This is a genomic window from Klebsiella sp. C349492 (assembly GCF_042055345.1).
Lineage (GTDB): Bacteria > Pseudomonadota > Gammaproteobacteria > Enterobacterales > Enterobacteriaceae > Klebsiella > Klebsiella scottii.
Map to the genome: position 1 here is coordinate 298,672 of NZ_JANQCE010000003.1, position 17,206 is coordinate 315,877.

Sequence of the window (17,206 nt, forward strand, 5' to 3'; positions counted from 1 at the left end):
CTTTCACGGACAGGTATAATCCACATGAATCAGAGTCTGCTGGTGACAAAGCGCGACGGTACAACCGAGCGTATTAATCTCGACAAAATCCATCGCGTGCTGGATTGGGCGGCAGAAGGACTGAATAACGTTTCGATTTCTCAGGTAGAATTGCGTTCCCACATTCAGTTCTACGACGGCATCAAAACCGCCGATATTCACGAAACCATCATCAAAGCGGCCGCGGATCTTATCTCTCGCGATGCCCCGGATTACCAGTATCTCGCCGCGCGTCTGGCGATTTTCCATCTGCGTAAAAAGGCCTACGGCCAGTTCGAGCCGCCGGCGCTGTTCGATCACGTCACGAAGATGGTCAACAAGGGTAAATACGATACTCATCTGCTGGAAGACTACACGGAAGAAGAGTTCAAGCAGATGGATTCGTTCATCGTGCACGATCGCGATATGAGCTTCTCCTATGCGGCTGTTAAGCAGCTGGAAGGTAAGTATCTGGTGCAGAACCGCGTGACCGGCGAAATTTATGAAAGCGCCCAGTTCCTCTACATTCTGGTCGCCGCCTGCCTGTTCTCGAACTACCCGCGCGAGACCCGTCTGGACTACGTCAAGCGCTTCTATGACGCGGTATCCACCTTCAAGATTTCGCTGCCGACGCCGATCATGTCCGGGGTGCGTACGCCGACCCGCCAGTTCAGCTCCTGCGTGCTGATCGAGTGCGGCGACAGCCTGGACTCGATCAACGCCACCTCCAGCGCGATTGTGAAATACGTTTCCCAGCGCGCCGGTATCGGCATTAACGCCGGACGCATCCGCGCGCTGGGTAGCCCGATTCGCGGCGGTGAAGCCTTCCACACCGGCTGTATCCCGTTCTATAAGCACTTCCAGACTGCGGTGAAGTCCTGTTCACAGGGCGGCGTGCGCGGCGGTGCGGCCACCCTTTTCTATCCGATGTGGCACCTGGAAGTTGAAACCCTGCTGGTGCTGAAAAACAACCGCGGCACCGAGGCGAACCGCGTTCGTCATATGGACTACGGCGTACAGATCAACAAGCTGATGTACACCCGCCTGCTGAAAGGTGAAGATATCACCCTGTTCAGCCCGTCCGACGTCCCGGGCCTGTATGATGCCTTCTTCGCCGATCAGGACGAATTTGAGCGTCTGTATACCCAGTACGAAAAAGATGACAGCATCCGCAAGCAGCGGATCAAAGCGGTTGAGCTGTTCTCTCTGATGATGCAGGAGCGCGCCTCTACCGGCCGTATCTACATCCAGAACGTTGACCACTGCAACACCCACAGCCCGTTCGACCCGGTTGTCGCGCCGGTTCGCCAGTCGAACCTGTGCCTGGAAATCGCTCTGCCGACCAAGCCGCTGAACGACGTCAACGATGAAAATGGCGAAATCGCCCTGTGCACTCTGTCAGCGTTCAACCTCGGCGTGATTGAAAGCCTGGACGAGCTGGAAGATCTGGCGGTGCTGGCGGTTCGCGCGCTGGATGCGCTGCTCGATTATCAGGACTACCCGATTCTGGCGGCAAAACGCGGCGCGATGGGCCGTCGTACGCTGGGTATCGGCGTGATTAACTTTGCCTACTATCTGGCAAAACACGGCAAACGCTACTCCGACGGCAGCGCCAACAACCTGACGCACAAAACCTTTGAAGCTATTCAGTACTACCTGCTGAAGGCCTCCAACGAGCTGGCTATCGAACAGGGCGCCTGCCCGTGGTTCAACGAAACCACCTATGCCAAGGGCGTTCTGCCGATCGATACCTATAAAAAGGATCTCGACGCTATCGTTAGCGAATCGCTGCACTACGACTGGGAGCAGCTGCGCGAGTCGATCAAAACCCACGGCCTGCGCAACTCTACCCTGTCCGCGCTGATGCCTTCAGAGACCTCTTCGCAGATCTCTAACGCCACTAACGGTATTGAGCCGCCGCGCGGCCATGTAAGCATCAAAGCCTCGAAAGACGGCATTCTGCGCCAGGTAGTTCCGGATTACGAAAAACTGCAGAACAGCTACGAGCTGCTGTGGGAAATGCCGAGCAACGATGGCTATCTGCAGCTGGTCGGCATTATGCAGAAGTTTATCGACCAGTCGATTTCGGCGAACACCAACTACGACCCGACGCGCTTCCAGTCCGGAAAAGTGCCGATGCAGCAGCTGCTGAAAGACCTGCTCAATGCCTATAAATTTGGCGTAAAAACTCTGTACTATCACAACACCCGTGATGGCGCGGAAGATGCACAGGACGATTTGGCGCCATCCATCCAGGACGACGGCTGCGAAAGCGGCGCTTGTAAGATCTGATAACGCCCCCCTCGCCCCTGGGCGAGGGAACATCAAAGCCCGGCCCTCTCTGCAGGGCCGGAGCGAAGGGCAATAACATCACAGGACGCACATTTAATGGCATATACCACCTTTTCACAGACCAAAAACGATCAGCTGCTTGAGCCGATGTTTTTTGGCCAGCCGGTTAACGTTGCCCGTTACGATCAGCAAAAATATGACATCTTCGAAAAGCTCATCGAAAAGCAGCTCTCCTTCTTCTGGCGCCCGGAGGAAGTTGACGTTTCTCGCGATCGTATCGATTATCAGGCGCTGCCGGACCATGAAAAGCATATCTTCATCAGCAACCTGAAGTACCAGACCCTGCTGGACTCCATTCAGGGCCGCAGCCCGAACGTTGCGCTACTGCCGCTGATTTCGATTCCTGAGCTGGAAACCTGGGTGGAAACCTGGGCGTTTTCTGAAACCATTCACTCGCGCTCCTACACTCATATCATCCGCAATATCGTCAACGATCCGGCGATGGTCTTCGATGATATCGTCACCAACGAGCAGATTCAGAAGCGCGCGGAAGGGATCTCCAGCTATTACGATGAGCTCATTGAGCTGACCAGCTACTGGCATCTGCTGGGTGAAGGCACGCATAGCGTTAACGGTAAAACCGTCACCGTGAATCTGCGCGAGCTGAAAAAGAAACTGTACCTGTGCCTGATGAGCGTTAACGCGCTGGAAGCGATTCGCTTCTACGTCAGCTTCGCCTGCTCCTTCGCCTTCGCCGAACGTAAGTTGATGGAAGGTAACGCTAAAATCATCCGTCTGATCGCTCGCGACGAAGCGCTGCACCTCACCGGCACCCAGCATATGCTGAACCTGCTGCGTTCCGGCGTCGACGATCCGGAAATGGCCGAAATTGCCGAAGAGTGCAAGCAGCAGTGCTATGACCTGTTCGTGCTGGCGGCTCAGCAGGAGAAAGAGTGGGCGGATTATCTGTTCCGCGATGGTTCGATGATCGGTCTGAACAAAGATATTCTCTGCCAGTACGTCGAATACATCACCAACATCCGCATGCAGGCGGTCGGCCTCGATCTGCCGTTCCAGACCCGCTCCAACCCCATCCCGTGGATCAATACCTGGCTGGTATCCGATAACGTGCAGGTTGCGCCGCAGGAAGTGGAAGTCAGCTCCTACCTGGTGGGCCAGATCGATGCCGAAGTCGATGCCGACGACCTGAGCAACTTCCAGCTCTGATGAAACGCATTTTTCTGAAAATTTCTGACACTCATCTCGAGTGTCAGGATGAACACCGCTGCCTGCTTGATGCCCTGGAATCGCATAATATCGACGTGGAGTATCAGTGCCGCGAAGGTTATTGCGGCTCCTGCCGCACGCGGCTGGTGTCCGGCCAGGTTGACTGGCTGACCGAGCCGCTGGCGTTTATTCAGCCGGGAGAGATTTTGCCCTGCTGCTGCCGGGCAAAAAGCGATATCGAAATCGAGATGTAGCCGCCTGACACAAACCTGTCCGCGCCGGCCGGCGCGGACAGGTTTGCCATTCACGCCGTGGGTTAGCGGCGTTCCCCTTCTTGCTGCAGGAACTGTACCGCCTTATCCGGGAAGTCGCTGAACAGCCCATCGACGCCGGCCTTGTTATACAGCAGGTCGAACAGCTGATTCACGTTGGTGACGTAATCCGGCAGCTGGTCCGCGCGGACGGTATACGGATGGACCACCAGATGCTGGCGATGCGCCTCTTTTACCATGTCGGTCAGCGTCACCTGGCCCGGTCCGGCGTTCGCCGCCACCAGCATGTGGTAGTCCGGACCAATGCCGTCGGCGTATTGGGCAATCTGCCCCATCGCGCCGGGCTTAAACATCCAGTCATAGCTGTAGTTAACCCATTTGCCATCCGCCTCGCGCTGCTGGGTTTCGTGCCAGTCGGTGTAAGCGATCAGCTGCACCAGATTCAGGTTCATGCCCATCTTCGGCTCCAGCTCATTCTTAATGCGCTTAAGCTCGTTGGCATCAAAACATTGCAGATACGCTTTATCCTGCTTGCTGGTGTAGCCATACTTCTTCAGCACCTGCAGGGCGGCGGTGGCGATATCCTTGCCTTCCTGATGGTGGAACCACGGCGCTTTAATTTCCGGGTAGATACCGATATTTTTCCCCGTTGAGTGGTTCAGCCCCTGAACGAGCTCAATCTCCTCTTCAAAGGTATGAATACGGAAATCCGCTTTTCCCATCGGGAAGCGCCCCGGGAAGGTCTGGACGTTCTTACCGTTTTTGGGTTCAAACCCCTCGCTGAACTTCAGCGTTTTTATCTCCGCCAGGGTGAAGTCGATCGCGTAAAAGCGGCCATCCTGACGCGCGCGCTGCGGAAATCTCTCCGCCACATCGGTAACCCGATCGAGATAGTGGTCATGCAGCACCACCAGCCGATCGTCTTTGGTCATCACCAGGTCCTGCTCGAGATAATCGGCGCCCTGGGCATAGGCCATCGCTTTCGCCGGCAGCGTATGCTCCGGCAGATAGCCGCTGGCGCCACGGTGGGCAATGACTATCTTATCCCCCGCCTGAGTGGCAAAACTCAGCGTGGAGCCTGCCAGCAAAATCCCGGTCATCAAGGTCGTTATTGCCGTTTTCATGCTCATTCCTCAGGACTGTTTCAGCTGCTGGTGATGACGCTTTTCACCCACCATTACCACAATCAGCAGCAGCACCGCCAGCACGCTGCCGCCAATCATCACCATAAACCCGCCGTCCCAGCCGAAGAAGTCGACGGTGTAGCCGACGATCGCGCTGGCGGCAACGGAGCCTCCCAGATAACCGAACAGCCCGGTAAAGCCCGCTGCGGTACCGGCGGCCTTCTTCGGCGCCAGCTCGAGAGCATGCAGGCCAATCAGCATCACCGGACCGTAAATCAGGAAGCCGATAACGATCATACAGGCCATATCAACGCCCGGGTTACCCGGAGGGTTAAGCCAGTAAACGACGGTAGCGATGGTCACCAGCGTCATAAAGAAGACCCCGGTCGCCCCGCGGTTGCCTCTGAACACCTTATCCGACATCCAGCCGCAAATCAGCGTTCCGGGGATCCCCGCATATTCGTAGAGGAAGTAGGCCCAGGAGGATTTATCCAGCGCAAAGTGCTTCACCTCTTTCAGGTAGGTTGGCGACCAGTCGAGAATGCCGTAGCGCAGCAGGTAGACAAAGACGTTGGCGATGGCGATATACCACAGCAGCCGGTTTGGCAGAATATACTGCTGAAAGATCTGCCGGGCGGTGAGCTCCTGTTCATGCTGTTCGCTGTAATCATCCGGATAATCGTTTTTATACTCTTCAATCGGCGGCAGGCCGCAGGACTGCGGGGTATCGCGCATCATGGCAAAGGCAAATATCGCCAGCAAAATTGCGCCGAAAGCCGGCATATACAGCGCCGCGTGCCAGTCGTTGAACCACGCCATCCCGAGCAGGAACAGCAGCGGCGGGATCCCGCCGCCAACGTTATGCGCGCAGTTCCATACCGAAACAATGCCCCCACGCTCCTTCTGCGACCACCAGTGCACCATCGTGCGCCCGCACGGCGGCCAGCCCATTCCCTGAAACCAGCCGCAGAGGAACAGCAGTACAAACATAACCATGATGCTGGAGGTTGCCCAAGGCACAAAGCCCATCACCAGCATCACCAGCGCCGCCAGAATCAGCCCTGCGGGCAGAAAAACACGCGGATTCGAGCGATCGGATACCGAGCCCATGATGAATTTTGAAAAACCATAGGCGATTGAAATCCCGGACAGCGCAAAACCAAGATCGCCGCGAGAAAATCCCTGCTCCACCAGGTAAGGCATGGCTAACGCAAAGTTCTTGCGCACCAGATAGTAGGCGGCATAGCCAAAGAAAATACCGATAAAAATCTGCCAGCGTAATCGACGATAGTGCGGGTCAATTTCCGCCGCGGGTAAACGCGCTTTATGCGCCGCGGGTTTGAAAATACTTAACATAGCAGCCTCCGTTGCCATTTGCTTTTATGGGTACAGGTAAAAAAAAACCTAATTTAATCACCCACTTCTGATATGGCGCGATGGTAGGGAAACCTCGCAGACGATACTGTGAAATATCGCACGCTTTGTTACAAAAATATGACAAAACATTCCATTGTGAGCATGAAATCACATTCCATGCTCGATAAACGCGCGAATATGCTCGAAATCAAACAATACGTACTATTTGTGTGGCTAAATGGCGTAAAACGAAAGTAGAGGGATAGAGAGATGGCCGAAACCGGTGAATGTGATGTCATTGTCATTGGCGGCGGCGCAACCGGAGCAGGGATCGCCCGCGACTGCGCGCTCCGCGGGCTGCGCGTAACCCTGGTAGAACGCCACGATATCGCCACCGGGGCGACCGGGCGCAATCACGGGCTGCTGCACAGCGGCGCCCGCTACGCGGCGACCGACGGCGAATCGGCGCGCGAATGCATCAGCGAAAACCGGATCCTGCGCCGCATCGCCCGTCACTGTGTGGAACCCACTAACGGGCTGTTTATCACCCTTCCCGAAGACGACCTCGCCTGGCAGAAAACCTTTATTCACGCCTGCCATCAGGCCGGAATTGAGACCCGTCAGCTGTCGCCCGCCGAGGCGCTGCGCATTGAGCCGACCGTCAATCCCGCGCTTCTCGGCGCCGTTCAGGTACCCGACGGCACGGTCGATCCGTTCCGTCTGAGCGCGGCCAATATGCTTGACGCCCGCGAACACGGCGCCACCATCCTTACCGGGTGCGAAATCACCGGCCTGCTGCGTAGCGGCGATCGGATCCACGGCGTGCAGTGCTATGACCATAAGCGCCGCGAAAGCCGCACGCTGCGCGCCGGAGTGGTGGTCAATGCCGCCGGGATCTGGGGGCAGCGGATCGCGGAATATGCCGACCTGCGCATTGCGATGTTTCCGGCTAAAGGATCGTTGTTGATCCTCGACCATCGCATCAACCGGCACGTTATCAACCGCTGCCGCAAGCCTGCCGATGCGGATATTCTGGTACCCGGGGACACCATCTCCCTGATTGGCACCACCTCGGTGCATATTCCCTACGATGAAATTGACGATAATCGGGTCACCGCTGCGGAAGTCGATACCCTGCTTCGCGAAGGCGAGAAGCTGACCCCCGTCATGGCCCGCACCCGGGTGCTGCGCGCCTACTCCGGCGTGCGCCCGCTGGTCGCCAGCGATAACGACCCCAGCGGGCGTAGCGTCAGTCGCGGCATTGTGCTGTTAGATCACGCCGAACGCGACGGGATGAACGGGTTTATCACCATTACCGGCGGCAAACTGATGACCTACCGCCTGATGGCGGAATGGGCGACGGACGCCGTTTGCCGCAAGCTCGGCAACACCGTCCCCTGCACCACCGCCGACGCGCCTTTACCAGGTTCCCGCGAGCCGGTCGAAACAACGCTGCAAAAAATCATCTCTCTGCCCGCGCCGCTGCGGGGATCGGCCGTGTACCGTCACGGCGATCGCACGCCCGCCTGGCTTGGCGATAGCCGCCAGCATCGCAGCCTGGTCTGCGAGTGCGAAGCGGTTACGGCGGGGGAAGTGCAGTACGCGGTAGAAAACTTAGCGGTCAATAACCTGCTCGATTTACGCCGTCGCACCCGAATCGGCATGGGAACCTGCCAGGGCGAGCTGTGCGCCTGCCGCGCCGCCGGGCTACTGCAGCGCTTCAATGTCGCCACGCCGGCCCAATCGTTGACCCAGCTATCGGAGTTTTTAAACGAGCGCTGGAAAGGCGTGCAGCCCGTAGCATGGGGCGATGCGCTTCGTGAGAGTGAATTCACCCGCTGGGTCTATCTCGGGCTGTGCGGTTTGCAAAAGGAGCAGCAGGATGAAATTTGATTGCGCGATTATCGGCGGCGGGCTCGCCGGGCTACTTTGCGGGCTGAGCCTGAATCAATACGGTTTGCGCAGCGCGATCGTCAGCCGCGGTCAAAGCGCGCTGCATTTCTCCTCCGCCTCGCTGGACCTGCTATCCGAGCTGCCCAATGGCGACAAAGTTACCGACGTTGCCCAGGGGCTCGCCCGGCTGGCGACCCAGACCCCGGAGCATCCTTACGCAAGGATCGGCGTACAGCGCGTCATGGACTACGCGGCGCAAACCCAGGCGCTGCTGGCCGCCAGCGGCATAATGATGCAGGGCGATGCCGCCCGGCCGCACCTGCGCATCACGCCGCTCGGCGCCCTGCGCGCCGCGTGGCTCTCCCCGCAGGAAGTTCCCGTTTATCCGTTAACCGCCCTGCGCCCCTGCCTGGCCGGGATCGGCGGCTTTGCCGACTTCCAGCCGCACCTCGCCGCCGCGTCGCTTAATCAACACGGGATGAACGCCAGCGCGGCGGAAATCGACTTACCGCTGCTGGATGTCCTGCGCGAGAGTCCGAGCGAATTTCGCGCCGCCAATATCGCCAGAATGCTGGATGACGAGCGCCACTGGCCGGCGCTGCTGGCCGCGCTGCTTCCGCTGGCGCGCGAGCACGATCTGCTGATCCTGCCCGCCTGCTTTGGCCTTAGCGATAACCACCTGTATCTGTGGCTACAGGAACGACTGCCCTGCCCGCTGCGCCTGCTGCCAACTCTGCCCCCTTCGGTACCGGGAATGCGCCTGCATAGCCAGCTCCAGCGCCGCTTTATACGCGGCGGAGGAACGTGGCTGGCCGGAGATGAGGTGACCAACATCAGCCATCAGGATGGGACGGTCAACAGGGTATGGACGCGTAACCACGGCGATATCCCGCTGCGTCCGCGCTTTACCATCCTGGCCAGCGGCAGCTTCTTCAGCAATGGCCTGATTGCCGGGCGCGATGGCGTGCGCGAGCCGATTCTTGGCCTCGATCTACAGCAAAGCCTGCCGCGTGAGAGCTGGTATCAGCGGGATTTCTTCGCCTCCCAGCCCTGGCAACGCTTCGGCCTTAAAACGGACGCCATGCTGCGTCCGTTGCTGCAGGGACAGCCGCTCAACAACCTGTTTGCCGCTGGTTCTCTGCTCGGCGGCTTTGACGCTATTCAGCTGGGATGCGGCGGCGGCGTTTGCGCAGTCACCGCGCTGCACGTCGCCAAACAAATCAACGACCTTACCGGAGGCGAACGATGAACGATACCCGCTTTGAGAGCTGCATCAAATGCACCGTTTGCACCACCGCCTGCCCGGTCAGCCGGGTTAACCCGCGCTACCCTGGCCCTAAACAGGCGGGACCCGACGGCGAGCGGCTGCGGCTAAAAGACGGCGCGCTGTATGACGAAGCGTTGAAGTACTGCATTAACTGCAAGCGCTGCGAGGTCGCCTGCCCCTCTGACGTTAAAATCGGCGATATTATCCAGCGGGCTCGGGCGCAGTACGGCCAGCAGAAGCCCACCCTACGCGATGCGGTGCTGAGCCATACGGATCTTATGGGCACGCTTTCTACGCCGTTTGCGCCGCTGGTCAACGCCGTAACGGGACTACAGCCGGTGCGCCGGCTGCTCGATACGGCGCTCAGGATAGATCACCGTCGGACGCTGCCAAAATACGGTTTCGGCACTTTCCGCCGGGCATACCGCCAGCTCGCCGCGCGGCAGGCGCAGTTTAGCGACCAGGTCGCGTTCTTTCACGGCTGCTACGTCAACTACAACCATCCGCAGCTGGGTAAAGATCTTATCCGCGTGCTGAACGCCATGGGCACCGGGGTACAGCTGCTGTCCAAAGAAAAATGCTGCGGCGTACCGCTAATTGCCAACGGCTTTTTTGCCAAAGCCCGCAGGCAGGCGCTGAGTAACGTCGCCGCCATGCGCGAAAGCGCGCTACCGACCATCGCCACCTCCTCCACCTGCACTTTCACCCTGCGCGATGAGTATCCGCACGTGCTGGATGTTGACAATAGCGACGTGCGCGACAACGTTGAGCTGGCGACGCGCTGGATCTGGCGCCAGCTTGACGGCGGGCGAACCCTGCCGCTAAAACCGCTGCCGCTTAAGGTGGTCTACCACACCCCTTGCCATATGGAAAAGATGGGCTGGTCGCTATATAGCCTCGAACTGCTGCGGCAAATTCCCGGGCTGCGGCTGGAGGTCCTTGATTCGCAATGCTGCGGCATCGCCGGTACCTACGGGTTTAAATCGGAGAACTACGCTTCTTCGCAGGCCATCGGCGCGCCGCTCTTCCGCCAGATTGAGGAGAGCGGCGCCGATATTGTGGTGACCGATTGTGAAACCTGCAAATGGCAGATTGAGATGTCCACCAGCAAGCGCTGTGAACATCCCATCACCCTGCTGGCGCAGGCGCTGTCCTGAACCTCTGCGCCATGATTACGGGGGGTCAGTAGCTCCCCTTTTCCTCCTCCCGCCGTGCGCCGGGCTTAAACATCGCCAGCCGGCTATCCAGCGCGTCGGTATAGAGCTGAGTATCTACGCCAACGGCGACAAAATTGGCACCCCACTCGAGGCTTTTTTGCGCCATTTTCGGATCGACGGCAAGGAATCCGGCCGCTTTGCCCGCCGCGCGAATGCGGCGAATGCTCTGTTCAATAATCCTCTGCACTTCAGGATGACCGGCGTTATCCGGGTAGCCGAGGGAGGCTGATAAATCGGCGGGGCCGATAAATACGCCATCAATGCCTGCCACTTCGAGGATCTCATCCAGATTGTCGAGCGCCGTTTTGCTCTCGACCTGAATGAGCAGACAGAGTTCATCATTCGCCTGCGCCATATAGTTCCCAACCCGGCCCCAGCGCGCCGCCCGCGCCACGCCGGCGCCCACCCCGCGCGTGCCGACGGGCGGATAGCGGGTTGCCGCGACAATATCCCGCGCCTGGTCGGCCGTATCGACCATTGGGATAAGTAACGTCCGGGCGCCGATATCCAGCACCTGCTTAATCAAGCTGCGGCTCCCCTCGACCGGGCGTATAACCGGCTGGCTGGCATAGGGAGCAATGGCCTGCAGCTGATGGTAAAGATCCTGAATGGTATTTGGCGCATGCTCGCCATCAATCAGCAGCCAGTCGTAGCCTGCCGTGGCGGCAATCTCGGCCACGTAGGAAGAGGTTGAGCTCAACCACAGGCCAATCTGCGTTTCTCCCCTGGATAATCCCGCTTTAAACGGGTTCGATAAAATAGCGTTCATAAGTCTTCCTTATATTAATGCGGTACGCTGCCGGACTGCGGCACCATGCGAGTTACGCTCAGTGAAAAGATAATAACGACGCCCACAATCGCCACGCAGGAGAGCGTCAGCAGGCCGGCGGAATGGCTGGCGAAAATCGTTTCCGCCTGGACGCGAACGATCGGAGCCAGAAAGCCGCCGATTGCGCCGAACAGGTTGACGAAGCCAATGCCTGCGGCCAGCGCGGTACCGGACAGTAATTGCGTCGGCATCGTCCAGAATACCGGCTGGACGGCGATCACGCCGACCGCCGCGACGCACAGCGCCAGTATCGCCAGCACCGGTGGCACCAGCCCGGAGACGCCGATGCCAATCGCTGCCGCCAGTAAGGTCAGCGCCGCAATATTCCGTCGTTCGCCGGTACGATCGGAGTAGCGCGGAATAAACCAGGTCCCCAGCAGAGCCGCAATCCACGGAATCGCCGTCACCACCGAGGCCACAAATCCCACTTTAGTGCCCAGCAGCGCGGCAACCTGGGTCGGCAGGAAGAAGATCAGACCATACACGGCAACCTGAATCGTCAGATAGATAATCGCCAGCTGCCAGACGCGCCCGTTGCGCAACGCATCGGAGAGCCGCGAAGTCACCTTTTTCTCCTCTTCGCTCGCCAGCTGGCTAATCAGCGCCTGCTTTTCGGCAGCGGTCAGAAAACGCGCATTTTGCGGCGTATCGTCGAGCCAGAAGAAGGTGAAAAAGCCCGCGCAGACGGCCAACAGCCCTTCAATCACAAACATCCAGAACCAGCCGGGATGACCCATAAAACCGTGCATTTCCAGCAGCGCGCCGGATAACGGCGAACCGAGCGTCAGCGCCAGCGGCGCGCCCATATAGAACAGTCCCATAATGCTGGCGCGGTTCTGTTGGGGGAACCATTGGGAAGTCAGGTAGATCATTCCCGGGAAAAAGCCCGCTTCGGCGGCACCGAGCAACGTCCGTACCAGCAGGAATTTTGTTTCGCTATCCGCCCATGCCATTGCCGCAGAAAGCACGCCCCACAGTAAAGTGGTGCAGCCAATCCATTTTCTCGCGCCAAATTTACGCATCAGCAGATTCGCGGGCACCCCAAGGAAGGCATACACCACAAAAAATATCCCGGCGCCAAGCGCGTAGGCCTCGTTGCTCAGCCCGGTATCAAGCTGGTAGGTCTCTTTGGCAAAACCAATATTCGAACGATCAAGAAACGCCAGCACGTACAGCGCCAGCATAAAGGGGATCAAACGGGCGCGGTTTTTCTTAACCACGCTCTCCAGCAAATTATTACTCATCGCAATATCCTCAGGAATTGGCCGCACAGCGACGCTGCGCGGCACGACGAGATCAGTGGCTATAAGGGCGTTTGAGATTACAGTCGCGATTCAATTCAACGCCAAATCCCGGTTTATCCAGCACGGATTTATGGATCCGTCCGTTCTGCGGCACCGGCTCGCCCAACAGGATCGGGTCAAACTGAGGGCGCAGCGTGGCGCAATCCGGGCTGGTCATCAGGAACTCGCTAAAAGGGGTGTTGGTGAAGGTAATAACCGCATGGTGCGAATAGACCGACGAGCCGTGCGGCACCACCAGCTGACCGCGCGCCTTCGCGATCGCCGCGATCTCGACCAGGGTGGTCAACCCGCCGCACCAGCCGACGTCGGGTTGCATAATATCGATGCCGGTTTCCGATAGCGTACGAAAAGATTGCAGCGTGCCGTGGTGCTCGCCGCTGGTGACCATCATCCCGGCAGGCGCATTGCGCTTGAGTTCGCGATAGCCTTCGTACTGCTGCGGCGGCAGGCACTCTTCAATCCACTTGAGGTTATAGGGCGCACAGGCGTGGGCCAGCTTAGTGGCGTAGTTGACGTCCTGGCTCATCCAGCAATCCAGCATCAGCCAGAAGTCCGGGCCGCATTTCTCGCGATATTCTGCAACCATAGCGGCGTCTTTGCGGATCCCGGCATCGCCGTCGTGCGGCCCCCAGTGCGTCGGCATTTTGCCGCCGATAAAACCCATTTCCTGCGCCAGATCCGGACGCGCCCCGGTGGCATAGAACCGGATTTCATCGCGTACCGCGCCGCCCAACAGCTTGTAAACCGGCAGGCCAACCACTTTGCCGAACAGATCCCACAGCGCCAGATCGATACAGGAAATCGTATTCAGCACCAGGCCGCCGGAGCCTGAGTAGTACAGGGTGGCATTGAGCATCTGATCGTGGATCAGTTTAATATCGCTGACGCATTTCCCTTCGACAAAGCGGCTAAGGTGTTTTTCGACGATAAAGCAGCCCATCTCTCCCGCTGTCGACACCGCGAAGCCGGTCTGCCCGTTGTCGGCCTCCACCTCAACAATCAGCGTTCCCAGCACGTTAATGCCGAACGACTGACGGGATTGTTCATACTCGGTGTATTTGCTCATCGGCGTCGCGATGTGATCGTCAATCCAGTGGTTCGCTCCCTGATCGTGATAGTCGCCGCCGCCAGCGCCTTTTTCTGCGGTAGCGCCGCCGATAAACCACGCGCGGATGTGTTTAATTTTCGGTAGGGTCATGATGTTCTCCTTGTTATGAGGCTCGTTGTTCGAAAGGGCTCTTCCACCCCAGCAAACGGGAAATATCTTTGGCGCAGGCAATCGCCTTACCGGCAAGGTAATCACGATTATCTTCATTGATTTGCAAACGTGTCCCCACCACCGAGATCGCGGCGGTCAGATCGTTATTGGCGTTAAAGACCGGCGCGGCCACGCAGCGGACGTCGAGGTAATCCTCGCCGTTATCAAAGCTCCAGCCTCTGGCGCGAATGTGTTCCAGCTCATCGTAAAGGCGCTGGGCAGTGGTAATGGTGGTCGGCGTAGACCGCTCCCACCGCAGTTCGCTGATGATGGCGTGCTGTATATGCGCGGGCTGCCAGGCCAGCAGGCATTTGCCAATGCCGGAGCGATAAAGCGAGAGGCTTTTTCCCTCGTGTGAGCGGACGCTGATCGTGGCGGGAGATTCGACTTTCAGGATGTAGTAGGCGTTACCCTGATCGATAATGCCCAGATGACAAAGCAGCCCGCATTCGTCCATTAGCTGAGTCAGACGGGGACGGGCCAGCTCACGCAGATCCATTTTGCTCACGGCATGGCCGGCCAGCTCCACCAGCTTGGTCCACAGGCAGTAGTTATCCTGATTATCCATACTGAGGAAGCGCTGTTTTCTCAGCTCACCCAGCAGCAGATAGGTGGTACTTTTAGGAATACCGAGTTCGTCAATAATCGTCGCAGCGCCGCAGGGGCCAATGCGGGCGATTAAATTGAGAATATCGATGGCGCGGGTCAGCGCCGGGACCTTGCTTGATTCCAACATACTGGACTCCAATCCTGAATACTGGAATCAGTGTTGCGATTGTCAGGGGGGAAAATTGTGAGCGGCCTCAAATCACGGCGTTATTCCAGCAAGGTGGACATTCCGAAGAATATAAATGAGGGATAGCGCACAGAATATTTAAAAATAAGTACAACGGGCTGGACTGACAACGCGCCGGAAGAGGCTCCCGGCGCTATTTATGACTTAAATCGAAAGCGTTTCGACAACGTTAATCCAGCCGTGATCGCCGGCCACCGGCTGGCCATTCAGCCAGCGGCGCAGCATATTCAGGGCCATCATCGCGCAAACCTCCTGGCGGACCTGCAGGCTGTAGCGGGTGACGCTTAGCTTAACCCGCAGCGCGTGGGTGCCTTCCGGGGTAGAGAGCACGAAGTTCAGATAGTCGGCCTCCTGGCCGCAGACCGCCAGCGCAAGGCCGGCAAAATGCTTCACCCGCCGCTCTGACGTCCAGCGGGCCGACTGCGCCAGCGTCTCCTCCTGGGCGGGAACCACTTCGCTTGCCAGCAGCGGAGCATTGGCGCGGGAGAGCTGGAGCGACAGCAGGCCGCTGGTAAACTGCTCGCTGAGGGTCAGGCTCAGCTGCCGCTCCTGCAAGCGGCGCGCAATCTGCGCAGGCAGCCCTTCGGTGCCTTCAAAAATCAGGTTCTCGCCGGCCACTTTTTGCACTTCTGGCCATAGCGCCAGCATCGCGTCGCGCTGTTCAGCAGGCCCGGTGAGTTTGAGCTCAATAATCGGCATCGAAGAACGATAGCCCATCACCACGCCAGGCGGCAGCGGCAGCGGATTGAGGCTTTGCGCCAGGTCGCTTTCTGAACGACCAAAAGTGGTCAGGCGCAGGCACAGCGGCGGCGCAGACAGCGGGAAGCGTTCGCGCAGGCGCGGTAAAATCTCCTGCTCAACCATCACCTTAAATTCCGACGGCACGCCGGGGGTAAAAAACATCAGACAGCGATTGAGCTGAACGGCAAAACCGCAGGCCGTGCCCACCGGGTTGTTGATCATCTCCGCGCTGGCGGGGATTTCCGCCTGCTTGCGGTTGCTTTCCGCCATCGGCCGTCCGCGTTCGGCAAAGAAACGCGTCATCGTCTCCAGCCATCCGGCGTGCAGAATTAACGATTCGCCTTTAGCGGTTGCCGCAGCCAGCGCGCTGAGATCGTCGCTGGTCGGCCCTAGCCCGCCGTTGACAATCAGTACGTCCGCATGCTCGCTGCGCTCGCGTAAAATTGCGATCAGAGAATCAAGATCGTCACCGACGGTGTTGCGACGCGTTAAAGGTAATCCCTGATTAAAAAAGAAATCCGCCAGCCACGCGGCATTGGTATCAACGATTTGCCCATGCAGCACTTCGTCGCCGGTGGACAGCATTTCCACGTTTAACATTGTGAACTCCAGCCTGATAAGTGGAAATACTATAACGCAAAGGCGCTGGCTGGGTAGACAGGAAATCGGCGCGGCATAATACCGCGCCTGGGGATCAGAAGCTGGCGCTGACGCCGACGTACGGGCCATCAGCAATGGTATTATCTTTGTTACCGTCTTTACCTTCCAGGTTCAGATAGCGATAGCCGGCCTCAATGCTCAGAGGGCGCATGACCGTCCAGCTCGCGCCGGCATTGGCTTCCTGATAGCTCTGGATGCCGCTGGAGAGGGAGTCCGGAGAATAGTAGTACTCGCCAAACAGGCGGAAGCTGCTGCCTATTTTCCACTGCAGGCCGCCGCCGACCGCTGCCGCATAACCTTCATCACTGCTTTTCGGATTGGTATATACGCCTTTGCCGCCTACCGTTGCCAGAAATGGCCCCAGCGGAATGTTTAAACCTAGCCCTAAACCTGCCGCGTCGCCGTCGTTATCGCTGTGCATCCAGTTGCCGGTTACCGCCAGTCCGGTTGATTCGGTACCAAAACCAACGCCAAGGTTGGTGTAGTGCTCACCCGCCTGCCCGGTGACGCTGATAGCGTTTGCCGCCGTGGAGACGAACGCCATGCCGGCAAGGCCGATTAATATGCATTTTTTCATTTTTTACTCTATCCAGAAATCAAGAATCAAAGAAGTCCCAAAAACCGCAGAATTGTACTGCCGAATGCTGCGGAATCAATGTTCTAAAACGACCTTTATTGTTGTGATTGTAAGCAGTTGCTACCGGAACCCTGGCTTTGGGCGCTCATGACGCAGCGATCTGCCGTAACGGGGTGAAGATGTCGATTAAAAGCTTGTTCAGCAATTCCAGCATGGATCTGCGCTAAACAGGAAATAGCCGAACGGGTGAAGCAGTAAAGAATCGGCAGCTGTCGCCTGGCTCATGCTGGCCTCCGGTCCGTCATTTCAACCCACCCTACCATTGCCAACGCCGGTCGCGCGTTTTCGCTTGCGGTTTACCGAGGCGGCTCGCAA

At 58.2% G+C, this 17,206-nt stretch carries 14 protein-coding genes; 6 read left to right on the forward strand and 8 right to left on the reverse strand.

The window, feature by feature from the left end; genetic code table 11:
- Positions 1 to 24 precede the first annotated feature (24 nt).
- From nrdA to yfaE, 3 genes are all read left to right on the forward strand, one after another.
- On the forward strand, positions 25 to 2,310 hold the full coding sequence (gene nrdA, locus NWP14_RS13980; protein WP_375215526.1) for a class 1a ribonucleoside-diphosphate reductase subunit alpha: 2,286 nt from the start codon (positions 25 to 27) through the stop codon (positions 2,308 to 2,310).
- 96 nt (positions 2,311 to 2,406) lie between these two features.
- Positions 2,407 to 3,537, forward strand: a complete 1,131-nt coding sequence (gene nrdB, locus NWP14_RS13985; protein WP_346430987.1) for a class Ia ribonucleoside-diphosphate reductase subunit beta — start codon at positions 2,407 to 2,409, stop codon at positions 3,535 to 3,537.
- Positions 3,537 to 3,791, forward strand: coding sequence for a class I ribonucleotide reductase maintenance protein YfaE (gene yfaE, locus NWP14_RS13990; protein WP_045855971.1), 255 nt, complete (start codon positions 3,537 to 3,539; stop codon positions 3,789 to 3,791). Before nrdB ends, yfaE begins: the two co-directional genes overlap by 1 nt.
- Before the next feature lie 62 nt (positions 3,792 to 3,853).
- Here the strand turns inward: yfaE and glpQ are convergent, their stop codons facing one another.
- Positions 3,854 to 4,933, reverse strand: coding sequence for a glycerophosphodiester phosphodiesterase (glpQ, locus tag NWP14_RS13995; RefSeq protein ID WP_375215527.1), 1,080 nt, complete (start codon positions 4,931 to 4,933; stop codon positions 3,854 to 3,856).
- Between the two features lie 9 nt (positions 4,934 to 4,942).
- Positions 4,943 to 6,289, reverse strand: coding sequence for a glycerol-3-phosphate transporter (gene glpT, locus NWP14_RS14000; protein WP_331834734.1), 1,347 nt, complete (start codon positions 6,287 to 6,289; stop codon positions 4,943 to 4,945).
- Between the two features lie 270 nt (positions 6,290 to 6,559).
- Here glpT and glpA point away from each other — a divergent pair, with 270 nt between their 5' ends.
- From glpA to glpC, 3 genes are read left to right on the forward strand one after another with little or no spacing between them, the layout of a single operon-like run.
- Positions 6,560 to 8,182 (forward strand): anaerobic glycerol-3-phosphate dehydrogenase subunit A, encoded by a 1,623-nt coding sequence (glpA, locus tag NWP14_RS14005; RefSeq protein WP_375215528.1) that lies wholly within the window; start codon positions 6,560 to 6,562, stop codon positions 8,180 to 8,182.
- A complete protein-coding gene (gene glpB / locus NWP14_RS14010) occupies positions 8,172 to 9,431 on the forward strand; it encodes a glycerol-3-phosphate dehydrogenase subunit GlpB (protein ID WP_375215529.1) in 1,260 nt (419 codons plus the stop codon). The genes glpA and glpB overlap by 11 nt, the downstream gene beginning before the upstream one ends.
- Positions 9,428 to 10,606, forward strand: a complete 1,179-nt coding sequence (glpC, locus tag NWP14_RS14015; protein WP_095100615.1) for an anaerobic glycerol-3-phosphate dehydrogenase subunit GlpC — start codon at positions 9,428 to 9,430, stop codon at positions 10,604 to 10,606. Before glpB ends, glpC begins: the two co-directional genes overlap by 4 nt.
- Before the next feature lie 25 nt (positions 10,607 to 10,631).
- Here the strand turns inward: glpC and yfaU are convergent, their stop codons facing one another.
- From yfaU to NWP14_RS14045, 6 genes are all read right to left on the reverse strand, one after another.
- Positions 10,632 to 11,435 carry a 2-keto-3-deoxy-L-rhamnonate aldolase gene (gene yfaU / locus NWP14_RS14020; protein ID WP_375215530.1) on the reverse strand — a complete coding sequence of 268 codons (804 nt, stop codon included), beginning with the start codon at positions 11,433 to 11,435 and terminating at the stop codon, positions 10,632 to 10,634.
- 14 nt (positions 11,436 to 11,449) lie between these two features.
- Complete coding sequence (locus tag NWP14_RS14025) at positions 11,450 to 12,739, reverse strand: MFS transporter (RefSeq protein WP_095100611.1); 1,290 nt, start codon at positions 12,737 to 12,739, stop codon at positions 11,450 to 11,452.
- 52 nt (positions 12,740 to 12,791) lie between these two features.
- Entirely contained in the window at positions 12,792 to 13,997 is a 1,206-nt protein-coding gene (rhmD, locus tag NWP14_RS14030) for an L-rhamnonate dehydratase (RefSeq protein WP_095100609.1), read from the reverse strand.
- A gap of 13 nt (positions 13,998 to 14,010) precedes the next feature.
- Positions 14,011 to 14,793 (reverse strand): IclR family transcriptional regulator, encoded by a 783-nt coding sequence (locus tag NWP14_RS14035; RefSeq protein ID WP_095100607.1) that lies wholly within the window; start codon positions 14,791 to 14,793, stop codon positions 14,011 to 14,013.
- Positions 14,794 to 14,997: 204 nt separating this feature from the next.
- Positions 14,998 to 16,194 (reverse strand): nicotinamide mononucleotide deamidase-related protein YfaY, encoded by a 1,197-nt coding sequence (locus tag NWP14_RS14040; RefSeq protein WP_095100605.1) that lies wholly within the window; start codon positions 16,192 to 16,194, stop codon positions 14,998 to 15,000.
- Between the two features lie 94 nt (positions 16,195 to 16,288).
- Positions 16,289 to 16,831, reverse strand: coding sequence for a YfaZ family outer membrane protein (locus tag NWP14_RS14045; protein WP_095100603.1), 543 nt, complete (start codon positions 16,829 to 16,831; stop codon positions 16,289 to 16,291).
- Between the last annotated feature and the right edge of the window lie 375 nt (positions 16,832 to 17,206).